Source organism: Methylobacterium mesophilicum SR1.6/6, assembly GCF_000364445.2.
GTDB classification, from domain to species: Bacteria; Pseudomonadota; Alphaproteobacteria; order Rhizobiales; family Beijerinckiaceae; genus Methylobacterium; species Methylobacterium mesophilicum_A.
In genome coordinates this window covers 3,062,580-3,084,593 of record NZ_CP043538.1, presented here as the reverse complement: position 1 = coordinate 3,084,593, position 22,014 = coordinate 3,062,580, and the positions used below count along the sequence as shown (strand labels likewise).

The 22,014-nt window shown below is 66.3% G+C and carries 17 protein-coding genes; 11 read left to right on the top strand and 6 right to left on the bottom strand.

The genetic code is table 11. The features are described from left to right. The first annotated feature begins 643 nt into the window (after positions 1-643). Positions 644-1,669, top strand: a complete 1,026-nt coding sequence (locus MMSR116_RS14660) for a phosphotransferase family protein (RefSeq protein WP_010682373.1) — start codon at positions 644-646, stop codon at positions 1,667-1,669. Continuing rightward, entirely contained in the window at positions 1,666-2,991 is a 1,326-nt protein-coding gene (gene eno / locus MMSR116_RS14655) for a phosphopyruvate hydratase (protein WP_010682374.1), read from the top strand. Before MMSR116_RS14660 ends, eno begins: the two co-directional genes overlap by 4 nt. Before the next feature lie 183 nt (positions 2,992-3,174). Here eno and MMSR116_RS14650 read toward each other — a convergent pair whose 3' ends face one another. Beyond that, positions 3,175-4,074, bottom strand: a complete 900-nt coding sequence (locus MMSR116_RS14650) for a LysR family transcriptional regulator (protein WP_010682375.1) — start codon at positions 4,072-4,074, stop codon at positions 3,175-3,177. Positions 4,075-4,187: 113 nt separating this feature from the next. On the opposite strand from MMSR116_RS14650, the gene MMSR116_RS14645 reads away from it, so the two are divergent. From MMSR116_RS14645 to MMSR116_RS14630, 4 genes are all read left to right on the top strand, one after another. Next, positions 4,188-5,510 carry a CitMHS family transporter gene (locus tag MMSR116_RS14645; protein ID WP_010682376.1) on the top strand — a complete coding sequence of 441 codons (1,323 nt, stop codon included), beginning with the start codon at positions 4,188-4,190 and terminating at the stop codon, positions 5,508-5,510. A gap of 40 nt (positions 5,511-5,550) precedes the next feature. Next, a complete protein-coding gene (locus MMSR116_RS14640; RefSeq protein ID WP_010682377.1) occupies positions 5,551-6,888 on the top strand; it encodes an acyclic terpene utilization AtuA family protein in 1,338 nt (445 codons plus the stop codon). A 17-nt stretch (positions 6,889-6,905) separates the two neighbouring features. After that, the gene (locus tag MMSR116_RS14635; RefSeq protein WP_010682378.1) at positions 6,906-7,217 is read left to right on the top strand and encodes an AtuA-related protein; all 312 of its coding nucleotides are present in this window, start codon (positions 6,906-6,908) and stop codon (positions 7,215-7,217) included. A 1,307-nt stretch (positions 7,218-8,524) separates the two neighbouring features. Next, positions 8,525-8,689, top strand: coding sequence for a hypothetical protein (locus tag MMSR116_RS14630; RefSeq protein WP_010682380.1), 165 nt, complete (start codon positions 8,525-8,527; stop codon positions 8,687-8,689). Between the two features lie 146 nt (positions 8,690-8,835). On the opposite strand, the gene MMSR116_RS14625 is transcribed toward MMSR116_RS14630, so the two are convergent. From MMSR116_RS14625 to MMSR116_RS14615, 3 genes are all read right to left on the bottom strand, one after another. After that, positions 8,836-9,708: a flagellar motor protein MotB gene (locus tag MMSR116_RS14625; RefSeq protein WP_010682381.1), complete on the bottom strand. Its 873-nt coding sequence runs from the start codon at positions 9,706-9,708 to the stop codon at positions 8,836-8,838. A gap of 22 nt (positions 9,709-9,730) precedes the next feature. After that, a complete protein-coding gene (motA, locus tag MMSR116_RS14620; RefSeq protein ID WP_010682382.1) occupies positions 9,731-10,594 on the bottom strand; it encodes a flagellar motor stator protein MotA in 864 nt (287 codons plus the stop codon). Between the two features lie 1,021 nt (positions 10,595-11,615). Continuing rightward, complete coding sequence (locus MMSR116_RS14615; protein ID WP_010682383.1) at positions 11,616-11,882, bottom strand: hypothetical protein; 267 nt, start codon at positions 11,880-11,882, stop codon at positions 11,616-11,618. Between the two features lie 540 nt (positions 11,883-12,422). On the opposite strand from MMSR116_RS14615, the gene MMSR116_RS14610 reads away from it, so the two are divergent. The 3 genes from MMSR116_RS14610 to MMSR116_RS14600 all read left to right on the top strand — a co-directional run bounded on the left by MMSR116_RS14610 (position 12,423) and on the right by MMSR116_RS14600 (position 16,228). Then, the gene (locus MMSR116_RS14610) at positions 12,423-14,405 is read left to right on the top strand and encodes an acyl CoA:acetate/3-ketoacid CoA transferase (RefSeq protein WP_010682384.1); all 1,983 of its coding nucleotides are present in this window, start codon (positions 12,423-12,425) and stop codon (positions 14,403-14,405) included. Positions 14,406-14,517: 112 nt separating this feature from the next. Continuing rightward, positions 14,518-15,387, top strand: coding sequence for a triphosphoribosyl-dephospho-CoA synthase MdcB (mdcB, locus tag MMSR116_RS14605; protein ID WP_051072114.1), 870 nt, complete (start codon positions 14,518-14,520; stop codon positions 15,385-15,387). Between the two features lie 106 nt (positions 15,388-15,493). After that, the gene (locus MMSR116_RS14600) at positions 15,494-16,228 is read left to right on the top strand and encodes a DUF3750 domain-containing protein (protein ID WP_010682386.1); all 735 of its coding nucleotides are present in this window, start codon (positions 15,494-15,496) and stop codon (positions 16,226-16,228) included. 370 nt (positions 16,229-16,598) lie between these two features. Here the strand turns inward: MMSR116_RS14600 and MMSR116_RS14595 are convergent, their stop codons facing one another. After that, positions 16,599-17,096 (bottom strand): cupin domain-containing protein, encoded by a 498-nt coding sequence (locus tag MMSR116_RS14595; RefSeq protein ID WP_010682387.1) that lies wholly within the window; start codon positions 17,094-17,096, stop codon positions 16,599-16,601. A 594-nt stretch (positions 17,097-17,690) separates the two neighbouring features. Between MMSR116_RS14595 and MMSR116_RS14590 the strand changes: the two genes are divergently transcribed. Further along, positions 17,691-19,358 (top strand): methyl-accepting chemotaxis protein, encoded by a 1,668-nt coding sequence (locus tag MMSR116_RS14590; RefSeq protein WP_010682388.1) that lies wholly within the window; start codon positions 17,691-17,693, stop codon positions 19,356-19,358. Between the two features lie 4 nt (positions 19,359-19,362). Here the strand turns inward: MMSR116_RS14590 and asd are convergent, their stop codons facing one another. After that, positions 19,363-20,286: an archaetidylserine decarboxylase gene (asd, locus tag MMSR116_RS14585; RefSeq protein WP_010682389.1), complete on the bottom strand. Its 924-nt coding sequence runs from the start codon at positions 20,284-20,286 to the stop codon at positions 19,363-19,365. A 32-nt stretch (positions 20,287-20,318) separates the two neighbouring features. Here asd and MMSR116_RS14580 point away from each other — a divergent pair, with 32 nt between their 5' ends. Further along, a complete protein-coding gene (locus tag MMSR116_RS14580; protein WP_010682390.1) occupies positions 20,319-22,004 on the top strand; it encodes an aminotransferase class III-fold pyridoxal phosphate-dependent enzyme in 1,686 nt (561 codons plus the stop codon). Positions 22,005-22,014: the final 10 nt, after the last annotated feature.

Sequence of the window (22,014 nt, the reverse complement as noted above, 5' to 3'; positions counted from 1 at the left end):
CCAGCCTCCGGCTCAGAAGGGCACCTTTCCGTTGAGGATGTACTTGCCGTCGGGCTCCTCGGTCTGCCGCAGATCTCAGAACCGAACTGCAACGCCGCTTTCCAGCGCCCGGGACAGGAAGCTGAAGGAGCGCATCAGCCGCTCGATCTTCGCCACAAGCAGGCGGCACCGGTGCGCTCGAACGGCATCAAGCGCCGTACCCAGCCGAGAGCAGTGGTCGCTACCGTCTTTCGACGTCCCGATGCTCGACGACGATCCGCCACTTCCCACCGTTCAGGCGGCAGGTATGGGCTCGCGCTGCGACCCCAGGCCGAGACCGCAGCGGCCCTGCTGAACGGCGCTGACCGTCACCGAGGACACCGACGCGCCCTGGGTCACTGAGCACGAACGTGTCATCGGGTTCGAGGGCCGAGTCGCGGGTTTGTCCATTGCAATCGCGGGTGCGAGCGTCCGTCATTTTGCCATCGAATTTCGTGACGGTTCGATCCGGTCTGTGCCTGCTCTATGAGGCATGAGACGAGCGGGCGCGGCTCGGATCGCTGACTACCGGCGCAACGCGGTCATGGATTGCGCTCGTGGCGCGCCGAGGTCAGGCCGTGTAGCGTCCGGCGTGCGATCGGCCCCGACGCAGGTGAGGCTCAGCATGGATGTCGGCCCATCGTCGCCGGTCGAATCCGATCCGGCCATCAGGGCATTTCTCGAACAGTCTGGATTGGTGAAGACCGGCGAAGCAGCGCAACTCGTGCCTCTGACAGGCGGGGTCGCGTCGGACATCTTCCGGGTGGAGCTTGGCGACCGCAGGTTTGTCGTGAAGAGGGCTCTGGCTCGCCTGCGGGTCGAACAGGAATGGAACGCTCCGGTCTCGCGAAATGCCAGCGAGGTGGGCTGGTTCATCGAGGCGCAGCGCGCCGTCTCGAACGCCGTTCCGAAAATCCTCGCGCACAACCCCGCCGCGGGCGTGTTCGCAATGACCTATCTCGACCCTGCGACTTATCCGATTTGGAAGAACGAGCTCCGCGACGGCCGGATCAGCCAGGCGTTCGCCGCGGCGGTCGGCCAAGCCATTGTCGCCGTTCACCAGGCGACCGCTCGATCGGCGGACGTCGCGCGCCGCTTCCGCAACGATGAGACGTTCCACGCCATCCGCCTGGAACCTTACCTTGAGGCGACGGCGCGACGACACAGCGACCTCGCGGAAGAGCTGTACGCGCTGTCCCGCGAAGCGATCCAGCGCAAGCTGGCTCTGGTGCACGGGGACGTCAGTCCGAAGAACATCCTGGCCGGTCCAGCCGGACCGATCCTCCTCGACGCCGAATGCGCCTGGTACGGCGAACCCGCCTTCGACTTGGCCTTCTGCCTCAATCACCTCCTCCTCAAGTGCGTCTGGAAGCGGCAGCACGCGACGCGGTACATCGCCTGTTTCGATGCCCTTTCAGCTGCCTATCTCTCCGGTGTGCAGTGGGAGCGGCCCGAGGATCTGGAGGCGCGTGCAGCGCGGCTCCTGCCGGCACTCCTTCTCGGACGCGTCGATGGCAAGTCGCCCGTCGAGTACATCACAACGGAAGCCGATCGCGAGCGGGTCAGGCAGGTGGCCCGTCGCCTGATCGCGCGCTGTCCGCGGCGGCTGGCCCACGTTCGAGACCAGTGGGCGAAGGAGATCCTGCCGTGACCGATGCCATCATCAGAGGCGTTCACGGACGCCGCGTCTGGGACTCCCGCGGTCGCCCGACCGTCGAGGTCGAGGTCACCCTGCACGAGGGGATCGTCGGTCGTGCGATCGCGCCGGCAGGAGCATCCACCGGCTCGGGCGAGGCAGTCGATCTGCGAGACGCCGGCGCGGCTTTCGGCGGTCTCGACGTCCGCCGCGCGATCGGCAACGTGAACGGTCCCATCGCCCAAACTCTGGTCGGAATGGACGCAGGCGATCTCGCGGCGGTCGACGCCGCGATGATCGCGCTCGACGGGACCCCCGACAAGTCGCGGCTTGGCGGCAATGCCCTCGTCGCGACCTCGATGGCTGCGCTGCAAGCCCATGCCTGCGCCGCCGGCCTTCCCGTCTGGAAGCTTCTGGCCGGGTCGCAACGGGTGCGCATCCCCCTCCCTGAGATCCAGATCTTCGGGGGCGGGGCCCATGCCGAGCGACGCGTCGACGTTCAGGATTTCATGGTGATGTGCCCCGGCGCTGGCTCCTTCGCCGAGGCCCTCGACTGGACGGCCGAGATCTATCGCGCGGCCGGCGGCCTGATGCGCAAGGCCGGCAAGCTCCAGGGCGTGGCGGACGAGGGCGGGTACTGGCCCGTCTTCGCCTCCAATGAGGAGGCGCTGGACACGCTCGTGCTGGCGATCGAGGCTGCAGGCTTCAAGCCCGGCGCCGACGTGGCGATCTCTCTGGATGTCGCGGCCTCGGAGTTCGGGGAAGCCGGCATCTACGCCCTGGCGCTTGACGGACGGAGGCTCGATACGGGCCAGATGATCGACATGCTCGCAGGCTGGCTCCGGACGTATCCCATCGTGTCGGTCGAAGATCCCGTGGCCGAAGACGACACCGACGGCTTCCAGGCCTTCGTGGCGCGCTTCGGCCCGCGGTGCCAGATCATCGGGGATGATTTTCTGGTGACGAACGCGGCGCGGGTGAAGCGGGCCGCCCGTGACCGTTCAGCCAATGCGGTGTTGATCAAGCCGAACCAGGCCGGCACAATTACGGAGACATATGCGGCCCTGCGCGCCGGTCGCGACGCCGGCTTTGGCACCATCGTATCGGCGCGCTCAGGCGAGACGGAGGACACCACCATCGTGGATCTGGCGGTCGGCTGGGATGCCGGGCAGTTCAAGGTTGGATCTTTTTCCCGCTCGGAGCGCATGGCCAAGTGGAACGCGATGTTGCGCATCGAGGAGAGCATGGGCAGCGATGCGGTGTTCTCGGGCTGGTCGGCCCTGCCGTTCAGGAGGAGTGGCCCGCATCCTGAAGGCGACATGCCGTTGTCGAACTGACGGTTCGCATTGCCACGCGGGGAGCCATGTTCGGGCGCGAACCGACAGAGCGGACCTTGTCCAAGGTCGCTGGACCGCTCCGGGATGTGTGTGCCGCGGGACCAGACGCAGCCGTTCGCGCTGCGCGACAAGCGCCGATCATCCCTTCGACAAAAGCATCAGGCTGCCTGAGCAGTGGGGCGTCTAACTCACGGGCCGCACAGCTAAGGTCGACAACAGGGCGCAGAACGTCTCGACCGCCTTCGGCATCGTCCGGCCCGCCTTCTTGATCAGGCAGATCGGACGCTCGAATTGCGGATCGTCGATCAGGCGCGATCGCAGACCGGGCTCAGCCTGGATCTCGCGCGCCGAACCCGGAAGTATCGTCAAACCAAGCCCGGCCCGAACCATGCCGATCGCCGTCATCATGTAGGTCGCCTCACAGGCTATCATCGGCAGACGTCCCGCGCCGATGAAGGCGAGATCGACCACGGCCCGCACGCTCGTGGCGGGATCCATCAAGACCAGAGGAAATTCAGCCAGCGTGTCGATCGTGACTTTCGGGAGCGTGCCGACCGGGTGGCCTTGGGGATAGACGACGTGCAGGGCGTCGCTCGTCCGATGGAGGACGGTGAGGTCCGGATCGCGGACGTCGCCGCCGACGATGCCCACATCGACGTCCTCGGCGCGCACGAGATCGAGGACGCGCTGCGCGATCACGTCCTTGATGACGAATGTCACTCCCGGATGGTCCTGGCGATAGAGCGCGATCGCCTCGGCCAGCGCGGCCGCCGCGAAGGACGGCAGGGTCGCGACGCGCACGACGCCGTGACGGTGGGCTGCGAGGTCGCGGGCATCGAGCACCACCTTGTCGAGATCGCGCAGAACCCGCTGGAAGATTGGCAGGAGATCGCGTCCGAGGCGGGTCGGCGCCACGGTGCGACTCGTGCGGTCGAGGAGTCGCGCGTCGAGACTCTCTTCCAGGCGCTGGATCTGCACGGTGAGCGCCGGCTGCGACAGGTTCAGCAGGGCAGCGGCGCGGGTGAAGCTGCCTGCCTGAACGACGGAAACGAAAGCGCGTACCTGCCGCAGGTTCAGATCCATAATTTTTGACTATCGCTGCAATCCAACCTTTTCAATTGTCTTATGTCGCTGTTCGCGGTTTCCTTTCGGCTGAGAGCGCGAAACAAGGCGCCTCGTCTCACCGGGAGGATTGCATGCTGGCTCTGCTCGGCCTGTGCACGATCGTGCTGCTGCTCGCCGTCATCCTGACCAAGCGCATGTCCCCGCTGGTGGCGCTGATCGTGATCCCGGTAGCGGCCGCGCTGGTGGGTGGCTTCGGCCTCGACACCGGCAAATTCGTCCTCACGGGCCTGCAGAGTCTGGCCGGCGTCGTCGGCATGTTCGTGTTCGCGATCCTGTTCTTCGGCATCGTCAGCGATGCCGGGATGCTCGATCCGATCATCGACCGAATCCTCGCCACGGTCGGCACCCGTCCAACCCGGATCGTGCCCGGTACGACGCTGCTGGCGCTGCTGATCCACCTCGACGGGTCAGGCGCGGTGACGTTCCTGATCACGATCCCCGCGATGCTGCCCCTCTACGACCGTGTCGGCATCGACCGGCGCATCCTGGCCTGCGCGGCCTCGATGGCGGCGGGCGTGAATTTCCTGCCCTGGACCGGGCCGATGATCCGCGCCTCCGCCGCGCTCAAGCTGCCGATCCCGGAGATCTTCTCGCCGCTCGTTCCGGTGCAGGCGGTCGGTCTCGTGTTCATCTTCGCCGTCTCGTACTGGCTCGGCCTGCGGGAGGAGCGGCGTCTCGCACGCATGCCGCAACCTGCCACCGCTGGAACGGACGCAGCGCCGATGATGGCTACGCGCAGATTGAGCGACGCGGAGCAAGCCCTGCGAAGGCCGGACCGGTTCTGGATCAACATCGGCCTTACGGCTCTCGTGCTCGGAACGATGGTGTTCATGGCCGAGAAGGTGCCCCCGGCGCTGATGTTCATGCTTGGGACGTCCCTGGCGTTGCTTATCAACTACCCGCAGGTGGACGCCGAGCGTCAGCGCATCGATGCCCACGCCAAAGCGGCGATCCTGATGGCCTCGATCCTCCTGGCGGCCGGCGTGTTCACCGGGATCATGCAGGGCACCGGGATGCTCAAGGCCATGGCACAGGCCGCCGTGACCTTCGTGCCGCCGGAGATGGGACGACACATTCCCTTCGCGCTCGGCCTCGTCTCGATGCCTCTGTCAATGCTGTTCGACCCTGACTCGTTCTACTTCGGCGTCCTGCCCGTCGTGTCCGAGGTCGCCCACCAACTCGGCGTACCGCCGGTACAGATCGCCCAGGGCGCGCTGCTCGGCCAGATGACCACAGGCTTTCCGGTGAGCCCGCTGACACCGGCGACGTTCCTGGTGTGTGGCCTGACCGGCATCGATCTGGCTGACCACCAGAAGTTCACCTTCCCGTTCCTGCTGGCAGCCTCGGTGGTGATGACCTTCGCCTGCGTCGCCCTCGGCCTGTTCCCCCTTTGAGAGTCCTTCTGACAGCCCCTCTGACAGCGGAGATCGATCCATGAGAACCGTCCGCTTGGGCGCCGGTGCAGGCTACGCTGGCGATCGCATCGAGCCCGCTGTCGAACTCGCCGAGAAAGGTGAGATCGACTACCTCGTCTTCGAGTGTCTCGCCGAGCGCACCATTGCCCTCGCGCAGCAGGCCAAGCTGCAGGACCCTCAAGGCGGCTACGATCCGCTCCTCGAGGCGCGCATGCGTGCGGTCCTCGCGCATTGCCGGGCCCGCGGCATCCGCATCGTGACCAACATGGGCGCGGCCAATCCGCGTGCCGCGGCACAGAAGATCGGAGGCTTGGCGCGGGAACTCGGTCTCGCCGGGCTGAAGATCGCCGCGGTCACCGGTGACGACGTGCTCGACGCGGTGCGCGGCGGCGATTTCACCCTGGAAGAGAGCGGCGAGCCGGTGGCCAGTCTCGGCAACCGCATCATCTCGGCCAATGCCTATCTCGGCGCAGCACCGATCGTTGCCGCGCTCGCGGATGGCGCCGACGTGGTCATCACCGGCCGCGTCGGCGATCCGGCCCTGTTCCTCGCCCCCCTGGTTCACGAGTTCGGCTGGGCGATGGACGATTGGGAACGGCTTGGCCGAGGCACCCTGGTCGGACACCTGCTCGAATGCGCCGGTCAGATCACCGGGGGCTACTTCGCCGATCCGGGCTGCAAGGACGTGCCGCATCTCGCGCGTCTCGGTTTTCCCATCGGTATCGTGTCGGAGGACGGCACGGTCGAGATCACGAAGGTCGAGGGCTCGGGCGGCCGCATCAGCCTCGCCACCTGCAAGGAGCAGTTGCTCTACGAGGTGCACGATCCAGCCCGGTACCTTCAGCCGGACGTGGTCGGCGACTTCTCCAGCGTGGAGATGGAGCAGGTTGGTCCCGATCGTGTCCGGGCGACCGGCGCGACGGGTTCGCCGGCGACGGGCCTGCTCAAGGTCTCGGTCGGGTATCTGGATTCCTACATCGGCGAGGGGCAGATCTCCTACGCCGGACCGAGCGCCCTGGCTCGCGGCCGTCTGGCCCGGGACGTGGTGCTTGAGCGCCTTGCGCTCATCGGTGTGGCGACGAGCGAGCTGCGTTGTGACCTCATCGGCCTCGATGCACTTCACGGGGAGGCCCTCTCAGGTGGACGGGAGCCCTATGAAGTCCGGCTCCGCATCGCAGGTCGGACAGAGACCCATGCTGAGGCTGTCCGGATCGGAAACGAGGTAGAGACGCTCTACACCAACGGGCCTGCGGGCGGTGGCGGTGCCTGGAAGTCAGCGCGCGAGGTGGTGGCGGTGCAGTCGGTCCTCGTTCCGGCCGCGCTCGCTCAGCCGCGCGTACAGTTCGTCGAAGCCTGAGAACTGGAAATCGGACCATGAAGCTGCGCGCGCTCGCCCACTCCCGCACCGGCGACAAGGGCAACACGTCGAACATCTCGCTGATCGCCTATGACGTCGCGGACTATGATCATTTGGCGACGCACGTCACGCCGGAGCGGGTGAAACAGCATTTTCAGGGGATCGTGACTGGGGAGGTCGTCCGCTATGCGTTGCCGAAGATCGGGGCGCTCAATTTCGTCCTGAAGGGTGCTCTCGGCGGCGGCGTGACCCGCTCGCTGGCACTCGACGCGCACGGGAAGGGACTGGGCTTAGCCCTCCTCGATCTCGACATTCCGGAGCGAACCTGAACCGACATCGCGCGTGCCGGGTGAAATCAGCGGCCTATCCAATCCGAGCCATTTGGCGAGGGGGCACGGTGGCGCGGAAGATAAGAAGCGACCACGTCGCTTCCGCGTCTGACACAGGCCCGAGCGATCGATCCGGGCGCGACGCGACCGCCGGGCCTCGGCCGAAGTCGGCTGATTTCCTTGGACGGCGAATGCCGGAATAGTCGAGCGACTTCGATCGCGTGTCGGTTCATTCTGGAGCCGTACGGGACGGTTTCATTGCTGGCTCAACACAGCAGAATGGGATCCAAAGTTCGGCGGGTCGACGGAGAAAGTCCTCACACCGGATCGAATTCAATCGGCTTTTGAAATTGTAATGGCCGTGCGACTCCGATCCGGCAAAACACCTTCTCAACAGCTTGGTTCGGCACTAGTGACCGTTGTGCGAGCGTGAAGAAATCCGTTGGACTGACGGAGTACGATCTGCGCCGGAATGGCTGAAGACGGGATCGCTGATCCTGGCCGCTTCTGGTGTCGGCTCGCCGTGGCGACGGCGCTCGGCACGGCTGGAGACGTCGGCAAGTAGTCGACCGTCGTCGTGCTGCGCGCGCTTCAGGCCGAGTTCGCGGTCGATCGAGCGGCAGCCGCATTGCCCTATACGCTCACCATGCTTTGCTTCGCGGTCGGCGGCCTCCTGATGGGGCGGTTCGCGGATCGTATTGGGGATCGTTCCCCCGCTTATCCTTGGCGCCGTCTGTCGGGCCCTCGGCTCTGGGCTTAGCGCGCTTTCGACCAGTCTCTGGCAGCCCGTCATCGTGCGCGGTCTGCTCGTCGGAGCGCTTCGCAGCTCGGTCGCTTCCGGACCCCACACGGCCGAGGTCTCCCTATGTTTCTGGCGCCGGTACGGCTTGGCCGACGCGCTGTGCGCATCCGGCAACCATCTGGCGGGCACGCTCTGGCCGGCGGTGGTCGAGCATGGGGCTCACGCGTACGGCTGGCGCGCGACGCAGGCCGGCATGGGCCTGTTCTGCCTCGTCGCCATGCTGCGACTCGCGCTGCCGATGCGCGGCCGGTCCGCAAGCTGTGACGACGCGCTCGCCCGGATTCCTCCAGAGTCGCCTCGCCGTGGCCGGCATCGCGTGTGGCGTGGCGATGGCGATGCAGCAGTCACGCGTCCCGCGGATCCACGGGTTACGATCGCGGATGCTGTCCCGTGCCCGTTCGGCAATCCCAGACCCTCGCGGTCGCGTTCATTGAGGAGCACCCTTGCCGAAGGATGACGCTCCGGTTCATGCGTCGCATCGATACTGGGTTCGAGGAAGAGCGGCATGCTGTTGTGGGCTTGGTTCGACTCCCTGTCGCTGTTCGATCAGATCGTCATCGTGGCATGCATCGCCGCGGTCCTGTCCGGCATCTACAAGGCCGGCTACAAGCACGGGTTCGCGGCCGGTGCGGCCTCCACTAGGGCCCGATGGAAAATCCCGTGGCCCTGATGCACTGTCGTGTCGTTGGTGTGCCGGGCGTGTCTGACGGTGCAGCGAAGCCGTCTCGAAGGCCGGCGAGAGAGCGATCTCGCCCTTCTTCTATCGAGCACGAAAGGTGTCGTGAGATGCTCTCAAGGCGGCGAGCCGACTTGTCGTCAGCGAAGGAAGTTCGGGGGCACAGGCGGGCTCGCATTGAGCAGGGTGATCGTGACCCGTCGGTTCGGCGCGATGTAGGGATTGTCTGGGAAGACCGGCTCGGTGTCGGCGCGTCCCACAACGGAAGCGAAGTTGTCGTTGGGAACCCCGGCGCCCGCCAGGATCTCTCGTACGGCGAGCGCACGGCCGGCGGTGAGATTCCACGGTTCGCCCGCCCGCGCCGAGCCCGGGCGCGCGGCGGCCGTGTAGCCGGTGATGGACAGGCGATTGGGCAGCCGGCGCAGAGCGGGCGCGATCGCCTCCAGCACGCGGCGGGTGCGCTCGTAGGGATCAACAGACCCCTCGCGGAACATGGACCGACCGTCCTGGTCCACGAGGGACACGTTGACCCCCTCCTTCGTTTGCTCGATCACGATGTTGCGCGACAGTTCGGCGATGTCAGGCATGTCCTGGAGCGCCTGCCGGAGGCTGGCTATGGCACTGTAGTCAGCCTGCACGGTGGAGGGCGGCTTGCTGGCGTCGAGCTCGTTGGCGCGACCGGGACCGGTCACGCGCGCCCCATCCGCCTGCTGCGCGGAGCCCCGCGCCGCGTCGCGGGGGGTAGACGCCTTGTTGCCTGTCGTGTCCAGGGCGGTGCCGTACATCATTCCGCCCGCGCCGCTGGTTGCAGGGCTCAAGGCCCCCGGCGCGAAATACTCTGCCAAACCGATTTTCTGCTCCTGCGTCGTCATGCTGATCAGCCACATCAGCAGGAAGAACGCCATCATGGCAGTCACGAAGTCCGCATAGGCGATCTTCCAGGCCCCGCCGTGGTGGGCATGGGCGGCCTTCTTGACCTTCTTGATGATGATCGGCTGGATGGGCGTGGTCATCGTGTCCCTGCCGGAGATCAGGTCAGCTTTGGGCGGGCAGAGCGGCGGTTGCCGCTTCCACTTCGCTGAAGGTCGGACGGACGTCGCTCATCAGGGACTTGCGGGCGAATTCGATCGCCATCACCGGCGGCTGGCCGCCGATGTGCGCGAGAAGCCCCGTCTTGAGGGAAAGATAGTATTTGGACTCGGCCTCGAAGAGACTCTTCAGCGACTGCGCCATGGGCCCGAAGAACCCATAGGCGATGAAGACGCCGAAGAAGGTGCCGACCAGCGCACCGCCGATCAGATGTCCCAGCACCTCCGGCGGCTCCTTGATCGCCCCCATTGTCTTGATCACGCCGAGCACGGCGGCGACGATGCCGAGCGCGGGTGTTCCGTCGGCAAGCGACTGCATGGCCGAAACGATGCGCTCTTGCTCCTGGTGGTGCGTCTCCAGTTCCTCATCCATAAGCGCGTCGATCTCGTGGACATTATTGGCGCCGAGCGTCACCATACGCATGTAATCGCAGACGAACTCGACCGCGTGATGATTCGCTGCGAAGGACGGGAAGGCGTTGAAAAGCGCCGAATCTTCCGGGTTCTCGATGTGAGGCTCGATCGCCATCGCACCCTTGGATTTCGCGAGCTTGAACAACGAGTACTGCATCCCCAGCAATTCTACGTAGCTTTGCTGCGTGTATTTGGGGCCCTTCACCAGGGTGCCCAGCATGGCCGGCACGGCCTTGAGCACCGGTCCTGTGTTACCGATGATGAAGGCACCGATCGCCGCACCGAGGATGATCACGAACTCGAACGGCTGCCACAGGACGACCAGATGGCCACCCATCGCCGCGTAGCTGCCGAAGACGCAAGCGAAGACGATCATCGTGCCGACGATCAGCCGCATAATATGCCATCCTTGCGCGGCGCTAGGTTGAGCCCGCGCGTAACCCCCGATGATCTGGCACATCACCGATTATGATTAACGGCGCGTTAGGGCCGCGGTCGGAGCATGTGGAAAGCGCCCTTCCACCGGCTTGAGGCGCGCTGAAACCGCTTCGCGGCACGGGTAGGGACGTATGCAAGCGGACGGCTGGGCGAACGAGGGGCCGGCGGGACGGCCGACCGCGCCGCTGAAGACCTGACCGGTGAATCGGGTCGATGCGCGGAGGGCGCTGAGAGAAAGAGCGCGGCGCTGAACTACCCCGGCTGTCTTGATCGCTCGGTCGCGAAAAACGTTGTCAGAGCCGGGTTCGGCTTCGCGAGTACCGCCGGCGACCAACTATCCCGGATGCGACATAGACGGCTGACCGGTGCAGGAAGCCGTGCGGTAGCCGTCCTGCACCTCTATCGTTCTTCCGAGTCGCGCTCAGCTCGTGTCGGCCGTCCCGTCTCAATCGGTCTTTGTTGATCGACGAAGCATCTGGCCGTTCAGGACGTGCGACGCCTTCGCCCGACGCTGAAGGACAACTGCCCGATCCGTGCGATAGCTCCGGACCGAACGCGAAGGGTGACGCGATCCAAATTCAATCGTTCAAGATGCCCATCGACGGACGAGGACACACGACAGTATCCCGTCAGGCAGCACTCAGGCGAATCCAGCCTGCTACCGCAACCCGAAGTGACCGTATCAGCAAGCCTCGAAGGAGCGCTCCTTCCAGGCCTGCGCCGAGTCTGACTTTTCGGATTGTGGTACGAGAGCGGATCCACTTTGCTTTGAGCAAGACGGGACAGTTTCTGGCGGACAAACCGGTTCGTCAGTCAGCGCTCAGGCCGCAGCCTGCCACTGATCCGCCCGTTGCCGCCGAATCGGTCCGCAGCGCCCCAGGTCGATTCGCTGCGCCGACGCGAAGCTCATCGACGATCAGATGCCCTTCTCTGAGATCTGGTGATCGCGGCATCCGGCACGGCGCGCCTGGCTGCGCGCCTCACCGAGCCTGAGCCTCGCGAAGCACCGCCCGGACCTGACCGGCCGCTAAGGCCAGTGCCGAATCCTCGACGCGACCATCGCCGTGGTCCGCGGCGAGAGAACCCAGCCTATAGGCGATCCGGTGTTCGACGGCTTGCAACAACTCGCGGGCGGGGTCCGCATCGATCCGCAGCAGCGTCTGCGCGAGATCAAGATACGCACTCCGCAGGAGGCTGAATGCAAAGCGTGTCGCGGCTTCATCCGCGATCGGCGTCATATCGGTCATTGCGTGTTCCTCACTCAAAACACGCTCCCCAGACCGCGGGGCTTATATCGGGTTCCGCGAAGATTGTAAAACCTTTATTTTCTGACACCTGAGGCCAGTTTTTAGCCCAGAAATGCCGGGGAGATTTAACATAAGGCAAGGACCTGGCACCGATCCACTTCGGCACAGCTGAGGGCGTTCGCGCCAGGGCCCGGGTGGCGGCTTCAGCTCCCGCGAGCCCGACCGTCAGACTCAGGGTCGCGCCCTCGATGCGCCGAGAAGCGCGCGCTTGACCAGCGACAGGCGCAATTTTTTCTGACCGTGCATCGAAGAGTTTTTCAGGAGCAGAGTAGTCCGAAGTTGGAGTAGTGTGACACGTCAGGCATGTGCATTCGTGCAATGCCGCAGATATTGGTGCGGTGCAATAAGAACTGCATTCAGATTTACGCCATTCCTGAGCCCCCCTGCTCCGGACGGCGCGTGGACGGCGAACGAGAGTGCGGAAGACGGCGGCTGTGCGTTCCGTCGACGTTCAGGACCTCGGAGAGGATCACGATTTCCATGAGGAAGAACAAGGTCATCTCGGCAGACGAGGCCATCGCGCTGATCCGAGAGAACGACGTCGTGACCACTACGGGCTTCGTCCAGAGCTGCATCCCGGAGTCGCTGCACGCGGCGCTGGAGAAGCGTTTCGTCGACACGGGCTCGCCGCGCGGTCTCACGCTGATCATGACCGCGGGCGCGGGCGACAGCAAAGGCCTCGGGACGGGACGCCTGCACCATGACGGCCTGCTCTCGCGCGTGATAGCCGCCAATTTCGGCCGCATGCCGAAGGTCGCGAAGGCCGCGCAAGAGAACTTGATTCGCGGCTACAACCTGCCCCAGGGCGTCATTTCGCAGCTGTACCGCGCCTGTGCGGCGGGCCAGCCGGGCCTGTTCTCCAAGGTCGGCCTGCAGACCTACGTCGATCCCCGCCACGGCGGCGGCAAGGTCAACGAGCTGACGAGCGAGGATATCGTCAAGCTCGTGGAGGTCGATGGTGAGGAGTGGCTGTTCTACACGGCCACCAAGATCGACGTCGCCTTCATCCGCGCGACCTCGGCGGACCCATCGGGCAACCTGTCCTACGAGAAGGAGGCGCTGACCCTCGACTGCCTCGCCCAGGCGATGGCGGCGCGCAACAATGGCGGGATCGTCATCGCCCAGGTCGAGCGCATCGTGGACGACGGTTACCTGCTGCCGAAGGACGTGCGGGTGCCGGGCATTCTGGTGGATTGCGTGGTTGTCGCCGAGCCCGAGATGCACCGGATGAACTACGGCGTGATGCATGATGCGGCGCTGGCGGGCGAGATCCGCGTGCCGGTCACCGGCATCAAGCGGATGGCCTTGAACGAGCGCAAGATCATCGCCCGGCGCGCCGCCTTCGAGCTGCCGCCGAACGGCGTGGTCAATCTCGGCGTCGGGGCGCCCGAGGGCATCTCGTCGGTGGCCAACGAGGAGAAGATCACCCCCTACATCACGCTCACCACCGAGGCCGGGGCTGTCGGCGGCGTGCTGGCGTCGGGTTCGAGCTTCGGCGCGGCCACCAACGCCGACTGCATCATCGACCAGAACCAGATGTTCGACTTCTACGACGGCGGCGGCCTCGACATGACCTGCCTGGGCATGGCCGAGTGCGACCGGGCGGGGAACGTCAACACGTCGAAATTCGGCGGCAAGCTGAACGGCTGCGGCGGCTTCATCAACATCTCGCAGAACGCCCGCACGGTGGTCTTCGCCGGCACCTTCACGGCCGGCGGCCTGGAGATCGCGGTGCATGACGGTCAGGTCCGCATCGTCAGCGAGGGCAAGGCGCGCAAGTTCGTGACCCAGGTGCAGCAGAACACCTTCTCGGGTCCCTACGCGGTAGAGCGTTCCCAACCGGTCCTCTACGTGACCGAACGCTGCGTGTTCCAGCTCACGGCCGAGGGGCTGGAACTGATCGAGGTCGCGCCCGGCATCGACATCGAGCGCGACATCCTCGCCCACATGGATTTCGCGCCCGTGGTGCGCAACCCGGTGCCGATGGATCCGCGCATTTTCCGCGAAGAGCCGATGGAGCTGATCTCCGACCTGCTCAACCTCGATCTGAAGTCGCGCGTCAGCTACGACGGGGAGCGCAACATCCTCTTCATCAACCTGGAAGGCTGGTACTGCCGGGTGAAGGGCGACATGGATGAGCTGCGCATGACCATCGTGGAGGCCTGCCGCAAGGCCGGCCAGCGGGTCAACGCGGTGATCAACCACGATGGATTCCGGCTCAACGAGAACCTGTTCGATGATTACGCCGGGATGATCCAGTATCTTCAGGCGAACTACTACGCCACGACCACCCGCTACGCGACGAGCGCCTTCCTGCGCCTCAAAATGGAGGAAGCGCTGAACAAGCGCGGCGTCGCGCCCCACGTCTTCGAGCGGAAGGAGGATGCGCACGCCTTCGTCAGCAGCACGGAGGACCGGAAGGCGCGCAAGCGGATCTCCCCTGCCGTGGCATCGGCGGCCTGACCAGGGGTCGGATGCGCGGATCGCGTCGGGCAGATCCTCTGATATAGGCGGTTGACGCCGTCCTCGTCCGAGGCCCCGCCGACGTGCGTCGCGAGGAGCCCCAACCCTGGACCTGCATCCGAGCCCAGAACCGTCGCGCGTTGATCGGCCAGGTGTCCCCCACGTCGACAGGCCCGAGTGGATTGCGCATCACGCGCACGACGCGTTGATCGCCGAGCTGGAGACCTGGCCGAAGCCTGGGCTCGTGAGCCCGGTGGATTCCGGTAGCCACGACGACATGGACGCCGCAACTCTGCGGGCTAGTGCGGCGGCGATCCGCCCGTTCTTCGCGGACCTCGTCGTGGCCGGGGCGCGCGGCGCCGCCATGCCGGAACTCCGGGCGATCGGCCTGCGCGCCGAGGAGGCCATGATGGCCGCGACCGGGGGCGTCAATGCCCACCGCGGCGCCATCTTCTCGCTGGGCTTGGTCTGTGCTGCGGCCGGCGCGAACAGCGGAGGCGTCCGGTCGGCCGAGGCGTACGCGCTCGCCGTCGGCCAACTCTGGGGCGACGCCATTGCCCGTGCGCCGGCCTCGCCGACAAGCCACGGCGGCCGAGCGGCGCGCCGCTACGGGGTGGGCGGCGCCAGCGCGGAGGCGGCGGCCGGATTTCCCACGATCCGCGCCACCGGTCTGCCGGCCCTGCGCCTCGGCCGCGCCCGCGCACCTGCCGATCCGACGGCGGCCCGGGTCGACTGCTTCTTCGCGCTTCTGGCCGTCGTCGATGACACCAACCTCCTGCATCGCGGCGGGGCCGACGGGCTGAGCGCAGCGCGCGCGGCCGCCGCGGCCTTCGTGACGGCGGGAGGGATTGCGGCCGCCGGCTGGCGTGACCGCGCGCTCGACGTTCACCGCGCCTTCGTGGCGGCCCGACTCAGTCCGGGCGGCTGCGCCGATCTCCTGGCGACGACACTATTCCTCGACACCTTTGAGACCGGATCCTGAGCACTGGCCGGATCCCTCAACCTGTCCGGCGGGCCGTTCCGCCGCATGGTTCCGAGCGTGACCGCTCCCCACATGCGCCCTGCCCCTCCCCGATCCCGGTTGCCCAGTGACCTTCGTCAGGATCGCGCTCCTCGCGCTCGCTGCCCTCTTCCTCGTGCCTATCGCCATCTCCGCCACGCTCTACTGGCTGAGGGCCAGCGGAGACTGGCGGCTCGCCGACCGATCGAGCGCGGGCCTGCTCCCACAGGCCCGGGCGAATCCGGAGGCCGTGGTGCGGATCCTGTCGGCCCGCACGGTCAGCTGGCGCGGGATCGTCGCGACACACAGCTGGATCGTCATCAAGGATCGCGACGCGCCGGCCTATCAGCGCTTCGACTACACCGCGTGGGGGCAGCCGATCTGGATCGATCGCTTCGTGCCCGATGGCCGCTGGTTCGGGAATGCCCCCGCCGTGATCTTCGCCGCGGACGGGCCGGGCGCTGAGGCGATGCTCCCGCGGATCCGCAAGGCGGTAGCTGAGTACCGCTATGCTCAACCGGGCGACTACGTGGTCTGGCCGGGACCGAATTCGAACACTTTCGTGGCGGCCATCATGGCGGCGGTGCCGGAGATCCGCGCCAGCTTGCCGACGACCGCGATAGGCAAGGATTTTCCCTATGACGGCCGCTGGTTCGGCTCGACCCCGTCGGGCACCGGCATCCGGATCAATCTGGGCGGCTATGCCGGCCTCACGGTCGGCTGGGTTGAGGGGCTCGAACTGAACCTGCTCGGCGGCGTCGCCGGCATCGACCTGCGGCGGCCGGGGATCAAGTTGCCCGCGCTCGGACGGTTCGGGATGTAAGACGGTTTCGCCGACGCCTTCGCCCCGCGCCTCAGTGAACGGCACCGCCTTGCAGCAGCTCGATCGGGGACCCTACCCGTCCTTGTTCTTCCGCGATGACCGCGTAGGGGTTCTCGAAGGCGGAACAGGAGTTATCGGTGCCGCTGCTTGAGGTCTTCACCGAGGCCTCGACGACGGTCCGACACCACAGATGAGGGGTTCGGGTTTGAGCACCGCCTCCTGCCGTTCCGGTTGCGGGTCGGGCGATCCATAAGGCTGGGCACGGACATGTGCGACTGGGCATGATCGGCGGTCGGATTGTGTTTGACGCCGACGTCAGTGACCGGTTGATTCGACTGAGCGGAGCGCCGGGGTCGTGCTGAAGGCCAGCTCAACCGGTGACGAGCGAGATGGCGCGCCGCATCCAGCGCATCTGGGCCTCGACCAAGGAGGGGCTGCGATGCTTGAGGATTGCAGATTTGAGGAGGCTCTTAGGCACCTCCCAGAGCTGAACCGATCCTACCGGGAAATGCGCCACGTCCCCGGCTTTCAGATGATGACGTGTCCCGTCCTGCTCGGTGATGTGCACGTCGCCCTCGAGCACCGTGATGATCTCGTCAGACTGATGGGTCCAGCGGAAGGTGCTCGCCGTCGTGCGCCAGAGATAGACGTCCGCGTCGCCGTCATGGGTTCCGGAGACTGTGGCGATCTCGGTGACGGGATCGCCCGAAACGACCCATTCGGCCGGAATCGGAGACGGAATGAAGGCGGCGGCGCCAGGCCGAATCGCGGTGCTTGCGACGGGCCGGCCGTCTTCGTGCAGCCGGATCTCCACATAGGCGCCCGCGGCGGCCAGTAGCAGGGCGGCACCGACGAGAAACTTCTTCAAAGCCAGCTCCGAAACTCAAGACACAGGGCTCGCCTGGAACAGGAGAACAACGCCTGTTCGCCACCTGCTGAGCTCTAACAGTCTCGCTTGCCATATTCCAGTGGTCTTCACGATCCCGCGAGCTTTTTCCTTAACGGAGCTGTGATCCATCCCGGCTTGAACTTTGTGTTCAAAATTCGAGCTGAGTTTCGACATCAGGCTGGGCGTCCTGGCATCGATGCCATCTGCCACGAACGGCCACGGGGAAGCATCCGTGCTGCCGGAATTGGCGAAGACACGTGCCCGCCGCGACGACCGCGGCGTGTCGATCCTTTTTCTAACCGATGACCGTTCCTGCCGCGCCGTTTCACGTGCGGCCTGTCCCAGGTCGCATGCCACGACGCCTGGCATTGACCCGGACGCCAGATCGATGATTCGGAACGATTAGCCTGGAGGGAAAATCAGTTTTTGAAAGAAACCGACAACGATCAAGCGCATCAAAGCAACGAAATTCTAGAATAGTGTTCCAGTAAAAATAGGATCAGACGGCATCGTTGCAAGCACTCAATCATCTGCTAAGTCGTGCTGTCTCTGACGAACTTTCCGGCCGTACCGATGCGTGTCTCCATCAAAGCTCGGTTGATGCTGCTGCTCGCCATGATGGGGCTGCTCCTCCTCGGCTCCGCGGCGTTGGGAAATTTCGCACTGCACAGCAGCAGAAGCAGTCTACGCACCATCTTTGCAGATCGTGTCCTCTGCCTAAGCCAGATCAGCGAGATCAGAGATTCCTATGAAGCCATCCTCAGGGCCATGCGCCGGGTGATCGGCCGGGAAATCGAGCCGCAGGAGGCCGCCAAAGTCTTCGTCCGGGACCTGTCACGGTCGAAGCAGCTCTGGAACGCCTACAACGCCTCTTACATGACACCTGAGGAGAAGACCGTCGCGTCCGATGTCGATGCCCGTCTCAAGCGCGATGCCGTGATCGTCGAGGATATACTCCGGCGTCTTGAGACGCGGGAAGCGGTCGACTTCGCGGCGGAGCGGATCAAACTGCTCGGCGAGATGGGAGCGACCAGCGTCGGCCTGGCCAAGCTGACGGAGATCCAGGTTCGGGAAGCGAGTGCGGAATATGGCCGCGCGGATGTCCTGGCGGGACGGCTACGGGGCTTACTCCTCGCGGCACTCGGGCTCGCGACGATCGCCGTCGGGTACGGGCTCTTCATCATCATGGTGAAGGTGACGAGGCCCCTCAAGACAATAACCGCGACCATGTCACGTCTGGCGGCGGGCGACCTCGACGCGCCCGTGGCCGGCACACATCGGCACGATGAGATCGGCGCGATGAGCCGGGCCGTCGAAGTGTTCAAAGGCGCGCTCATCGCCAAGCGCGAGGCCGAGCGCGCGGCCGCCGCCGAGCGGACGGTGAAGGCGCGCCGGGCGGACACGCTGGACCATGCCACGGAGGCGTTCCGCGAGCAGGTCGAGCGCATGATGCAGACCCTGTCGGGCGCCGCGAACGAGATGGAAGCGGCAGCCCGCCTCATGAGCCGCAACGCCGACCAGACCGCCGATCAATCCTCCAACGTGTCGTCTGCGGCCGAGCAGACTTCGGCGAACGTGCAGACCGTCGCCGCGGCGAGCGAGGAGCTGGCGACCTCGATCGGGGCCATCAACGCCCAGATCGCCCATTCCTCGGAGATGGCCGAACGGGCCGCCGCCGACGCCTCCGAGACGAACACCCTCGTCATGGGCCTCGCCGACGGCGCGGAGCGAATCGGGACCGTGGTCAGCCTTATCTCCGGCATCGCTGAGCAGACCAACTTGCTGGCGCTGAACGCCACCATCGAGGCGGCGCGGGCCGGCGAGGCGGGCCGCGGCTTCGCCGTGGTGGCCGCCGAGGTGAAGGACTTGGCGTCCCAGACTGCGAAAGCCACGGAGACGATCTCCAGTCAGGTCGCCCACATCCAGGGCCAGACCCAGCAGGCGGTGGACGCCATCCAGGCGATCGCAGCCACCGTCCTGGATCTGCGCTCCATCGCAGTGGGCGTGGCGAGCTCTATGGAGCAGCAGGGTACTGTGACGCAGGAGATCGTCAGGAACGTCACCGAGGCGGCCGGCGGCACGGAGGCCGTCACGGTGAACATCACCGCCGTCACCCAGGCGGCCAGCGAGACCGGCACCGCCGCCGGTCAGGTGCTCGAAGCCGCGACGGCGCTGTCGCGCCAATCCGACGACCTGCGCGGCGCGGTGACCGCGTTCCTGGCGGCCGTGAAGGCGGCCTGAACGCTCACGCCGGAGGCCGGTCGGAGGTCGGCCGCGCAGGCTCCGGCAGACGCATCAAGGCCTCTCCCATGCGCAGCCGCGTGCCCTCTCGTAGGGCCGGGCACAGCTCGAAGCCGGCAGGCGCCAGAACCACGATGGTCGAGCCGTGCTCGAACCAGCCCATCTCGGCGCCCTTGGCGAGGCGCGCGGTGCTCGGCAAGGTAGCTCCCCCCGTGGCGCGCAGGCTCAGTCCGTCAGGCAGGAAGCCCAGGCGCAGGCCAGCCACGAGAATGGCCGCGACCGGTACCAGCGTGACGGCGTGCCCGACCTCCGCGACGGCCAGGCGGATGACCGCGCGCTCGTTGCGACAGAACAGGGCCTCGACGCGCTTCAGCGCGATGGGATTCACGTTCCAGGTATCCCCCCAGATGTGCCGGACGGATTGGACCTGCAGATCGTGGGGCGCGTGGAACCGGTGATACATGCCGGCGGTCAGCCGCAGGGTGGCATAGCTGCCGCCCTCGTGGGCGCGCGCCAGAGCCTCGTCGTTGCCGAGGAGTTCGGCCAGCCGGTAGGCCAAGCCCTTGACCTGGAACAGGCGCCCGGCCTCGACCCGGCCATGCGCGCCCAGGATCGCGTCGCAGGGACTCACGAGGATCGCGGGATCTGCCTCCACCGGCCGGGTACCTGGGCGAAGGGCCCGCACGAAGGCGGCATGCAGGCTCGGGAAGCGCGCCTCCCGGGCATCGCTGAGATCGACGTCGCAGAACAGGCGCCAGGTCGCGATCGAGATGTCTCGCACCAGCGGTTGTTCGATGCGGCTGAACCAGCCCATGAAGCGGGTGGCGAGGCGGCGCGGCAAGCGGTTGGTCAGCAGGAAGTTGAGATCCTCCTGGGCGCCGACCCGCGCCAGCATCGTTCGCAGCCCGAATGAAGTGACCGTCATCATGCCGTGAACCGCCTCCGATACGGCGCGGAGTCATGTCCGCGCTCCTTGCCGCCCTGTCCGCCACCGCCGCCGCGCTTGCCCTGCCGCGGGCCGCAGAGCGCCTGCAGCTTTCCCGCGCGAAGCATCCTTCGCTCACCGGACACGCGCGGATGGCCCGGCGCGTCGCCGGCCTGATCCCGCGCTACGCCTATTCTCAGCGCGCCTTCTTCCGATCCGACGATCCGGATGAGACCGTGGCGCTGCGACGGGAGGCCGGCTTCGCGCGGCTCTCGGACCTCTACCGGACCCGCTTCGCCCGGACCCGGGCCGAGACCGAGGCCGTCCGCGACGGCCTGTCGGACCTGCAATTCACCGGCCTCTACCGGGTGCCGTTCCAGTACGCCGAGCACGTGCGCGCGCATCTGTCGGCCGGCGCCTTCGCCGCCTCGTCCGAGGGCGTGACGGTGACGGATCTCGACGGCAACGTGTTCTACGATCTTGCCGGATCCTACGGCGTGAATCTCTTCGGCGTGGATTTCTACCGCGCCTGCCTGACCGAGGGCGCGGCGCGGGTCGCGGCCCTCGGCCCGGTGCTCGGCCCGCTCCACCCGGTGGTGACCGGCAACGTGGCGCGCCTGAAGGCGATTTCCGGTCTCGACGAGGTCTCGTTCCACATGTCGGGGACCGAGGCGGTGATGCAGGCGGTGCGGCTCGCCCGCTATCACACGGGGCGGCGCCGGATCGTGCGCCTCTGCGGCGCCTATCACGGATGGTGGGGCGAGGTGCAGCCCGGCATCGGCAATCCCGTCCCGACCCGCGACACGCTCACGCTGGCGGATCTGTCCGCGCGCACGCTGCAGGTCCTGGGGACCCGCCGCGACGTCGCCTGCGTCCTGGTCAACCCGCTCCAGGCCATGCACCCCAACGCGGGCGCGCCGGCCGATTCGGCACTGGTCGACAGCGGGCGCAATTCGGCCTTCGACCGCGCCGCCTACACGGCCTGGCTGCAAGACCTGCGCGCCGTCTGCAGCGCGCGGGGCATCGTGCTGATCCTCGACGAGGTGTTCCTCGGTTTTCGCCTCGCCCGCGGCGGCGCCCAGGCGTATTTCGGCATCCAGGCGGACATGGTCACCTACGGCAAGACGCTCGGCGGCGGATTGCCGGTGGGGGTCCTGTGCGGGCGGGCCGACCTGATGCGGCGCTACCGGGACGACCGGCCCGTCGACATCTGCTTCGCGCGGGGAACCTTCAACGCTCACCCTTACGTCATGGGCGCCATGGCCGCGTTCCTCGACCGGCTCGACACGCCCGAAGTCGCAAAACTGTACCGGGATCTCGACGCGACCTGGGACGGACGCGCCGCGAGTCTCAACGGCCTCCTGGCCGAATCCGGGCTGCCCGTGCGGGTGGCCACCATGTCCACGGTCTGGACGGTCCTCTACACCAAGCCGTCGCGCTACAATTGGATGCTGCAATTCTACCTGCGTGCAGAAGGGCTGGCCCTGTCCTGGGTCGGCACCGGCCGCCTGATCTTCAGCCTCGCCTACGACGACGCGGCCTTCGAAACTGTCGCGTCGCGATTCGTGGCGGCGGCGCAGGCCATGCGGGCGGATGGCTGGTGGGACGGGGGAGCGGCCAGCGACAAGGTGATCCGCCGGTCGATCCTCCGGGAGATCGCGGCGATCCGCCTGGGCCGGCACGGCGCCCGCTTCGGATTGCGGGCGCCGGACCAGGGTTGAACCCGTTCGT

What these genes read in the sequence shown, in the direction of transcription:
- MMSR116_RS14625 (WP_010682381.1), bottom strand. Translation starts at nt 9,708, where the DNA reads ATGACCACGCCCATCCAGCCGATCATCATCAAGAAGGTCAAGAAGGCC.
- MMSR116_RS14630 (WP_010682380.1), top strand. Translation starts at nt 8,525, where the DNA reads ATGCTGTTGTGGGCTTGGTTCGACTCCCTGTCGCTGTTCGATCAGATC.
- asd (WP_010682389.1), bottom strand. Translation starts at nt 20,286, where the DNA reads ATGATGACGGTCACTTCATTCGGGCTGCGAACGATGCTGGCGCGGGTC.
- MMSR116_RS14660 (WP_010682373.1), top strand. Translation starts at nt 644, where the DNA reads ATGGATGTCGGCCCATCGTCGCCGGTCGAATCCGATCCGGCCATCAGG.
- MMSR116_RS14615 (WP_010682383.1), bottom strand. Translation starts at nt 11,882, where the DNA reads ATGACCGATATGACGCCGATCGCGGATGAAGCCGCGACACGCTTTGCA.
- MMSR116_RS14580 (WP_010682390.1), top strand. Translation starts at nt 20,319, where the DNA reads ATGTCCGCGCTCCTTGCCGCCCTGTCCGCCACCGCCGCCGCGCTTGCC.
- MMSR116_RS14645 (WP_010682376.1), top strand. Translation starts at nt 4,188, where the DNA reads ATGCTGGCTCTGCTCGGCCTGTGCACGATCGTGCTGCTGCTCGCCGTC.
- MMSR116_RS14610 (WP_010682384.1), top strand. Translation starts at nt 12,423, where the DNA reads ATGAGGAAGAACAAGGTCATCTCGGCAGACGAGGCCATCGCGCTGATC.
- MMSR116_RS14590 (WP_010682388.1), top strand. Translation starts at nt 17,691, where the DNA reads ATGCGTGTCTCCATCAAAGCTCGGTTGATGCTGCTGCTCGCCATGATG.
- motA (WP_010682382.1), bottom strand. Translation starts at nt 10,594, where the DNA reads ATGCGGCTGATCGTCGGCACGATGATCGTCTTCGCTTGCGTCTTCGGC.
- MMSR116_RS14640 (WP_010682377.1), top strand. Translation starts at nt 5,551, where the DNA reads ATGAGAACCGTCCGCTTGGGCGCCGGTGCAGGCTACGCTGGCGATCGC.
- MMSR116_RS14635 (WP_010682378.1), top strand. Translation starts at nt 6,906, where the DNA reads ATGAAGCTGCGCGCGCTCGCCCACTCCCGCACCGGCGACAAGGGCAAC.
- MMSR116_RS14650 (WP_010682375.1), bottom strand. Translation starts at nt 4,074, where the DNA reads ATGGATCTGAACCTGCGGCAGGTACGCGCTTTCGTTTCCGTCGTTCAG.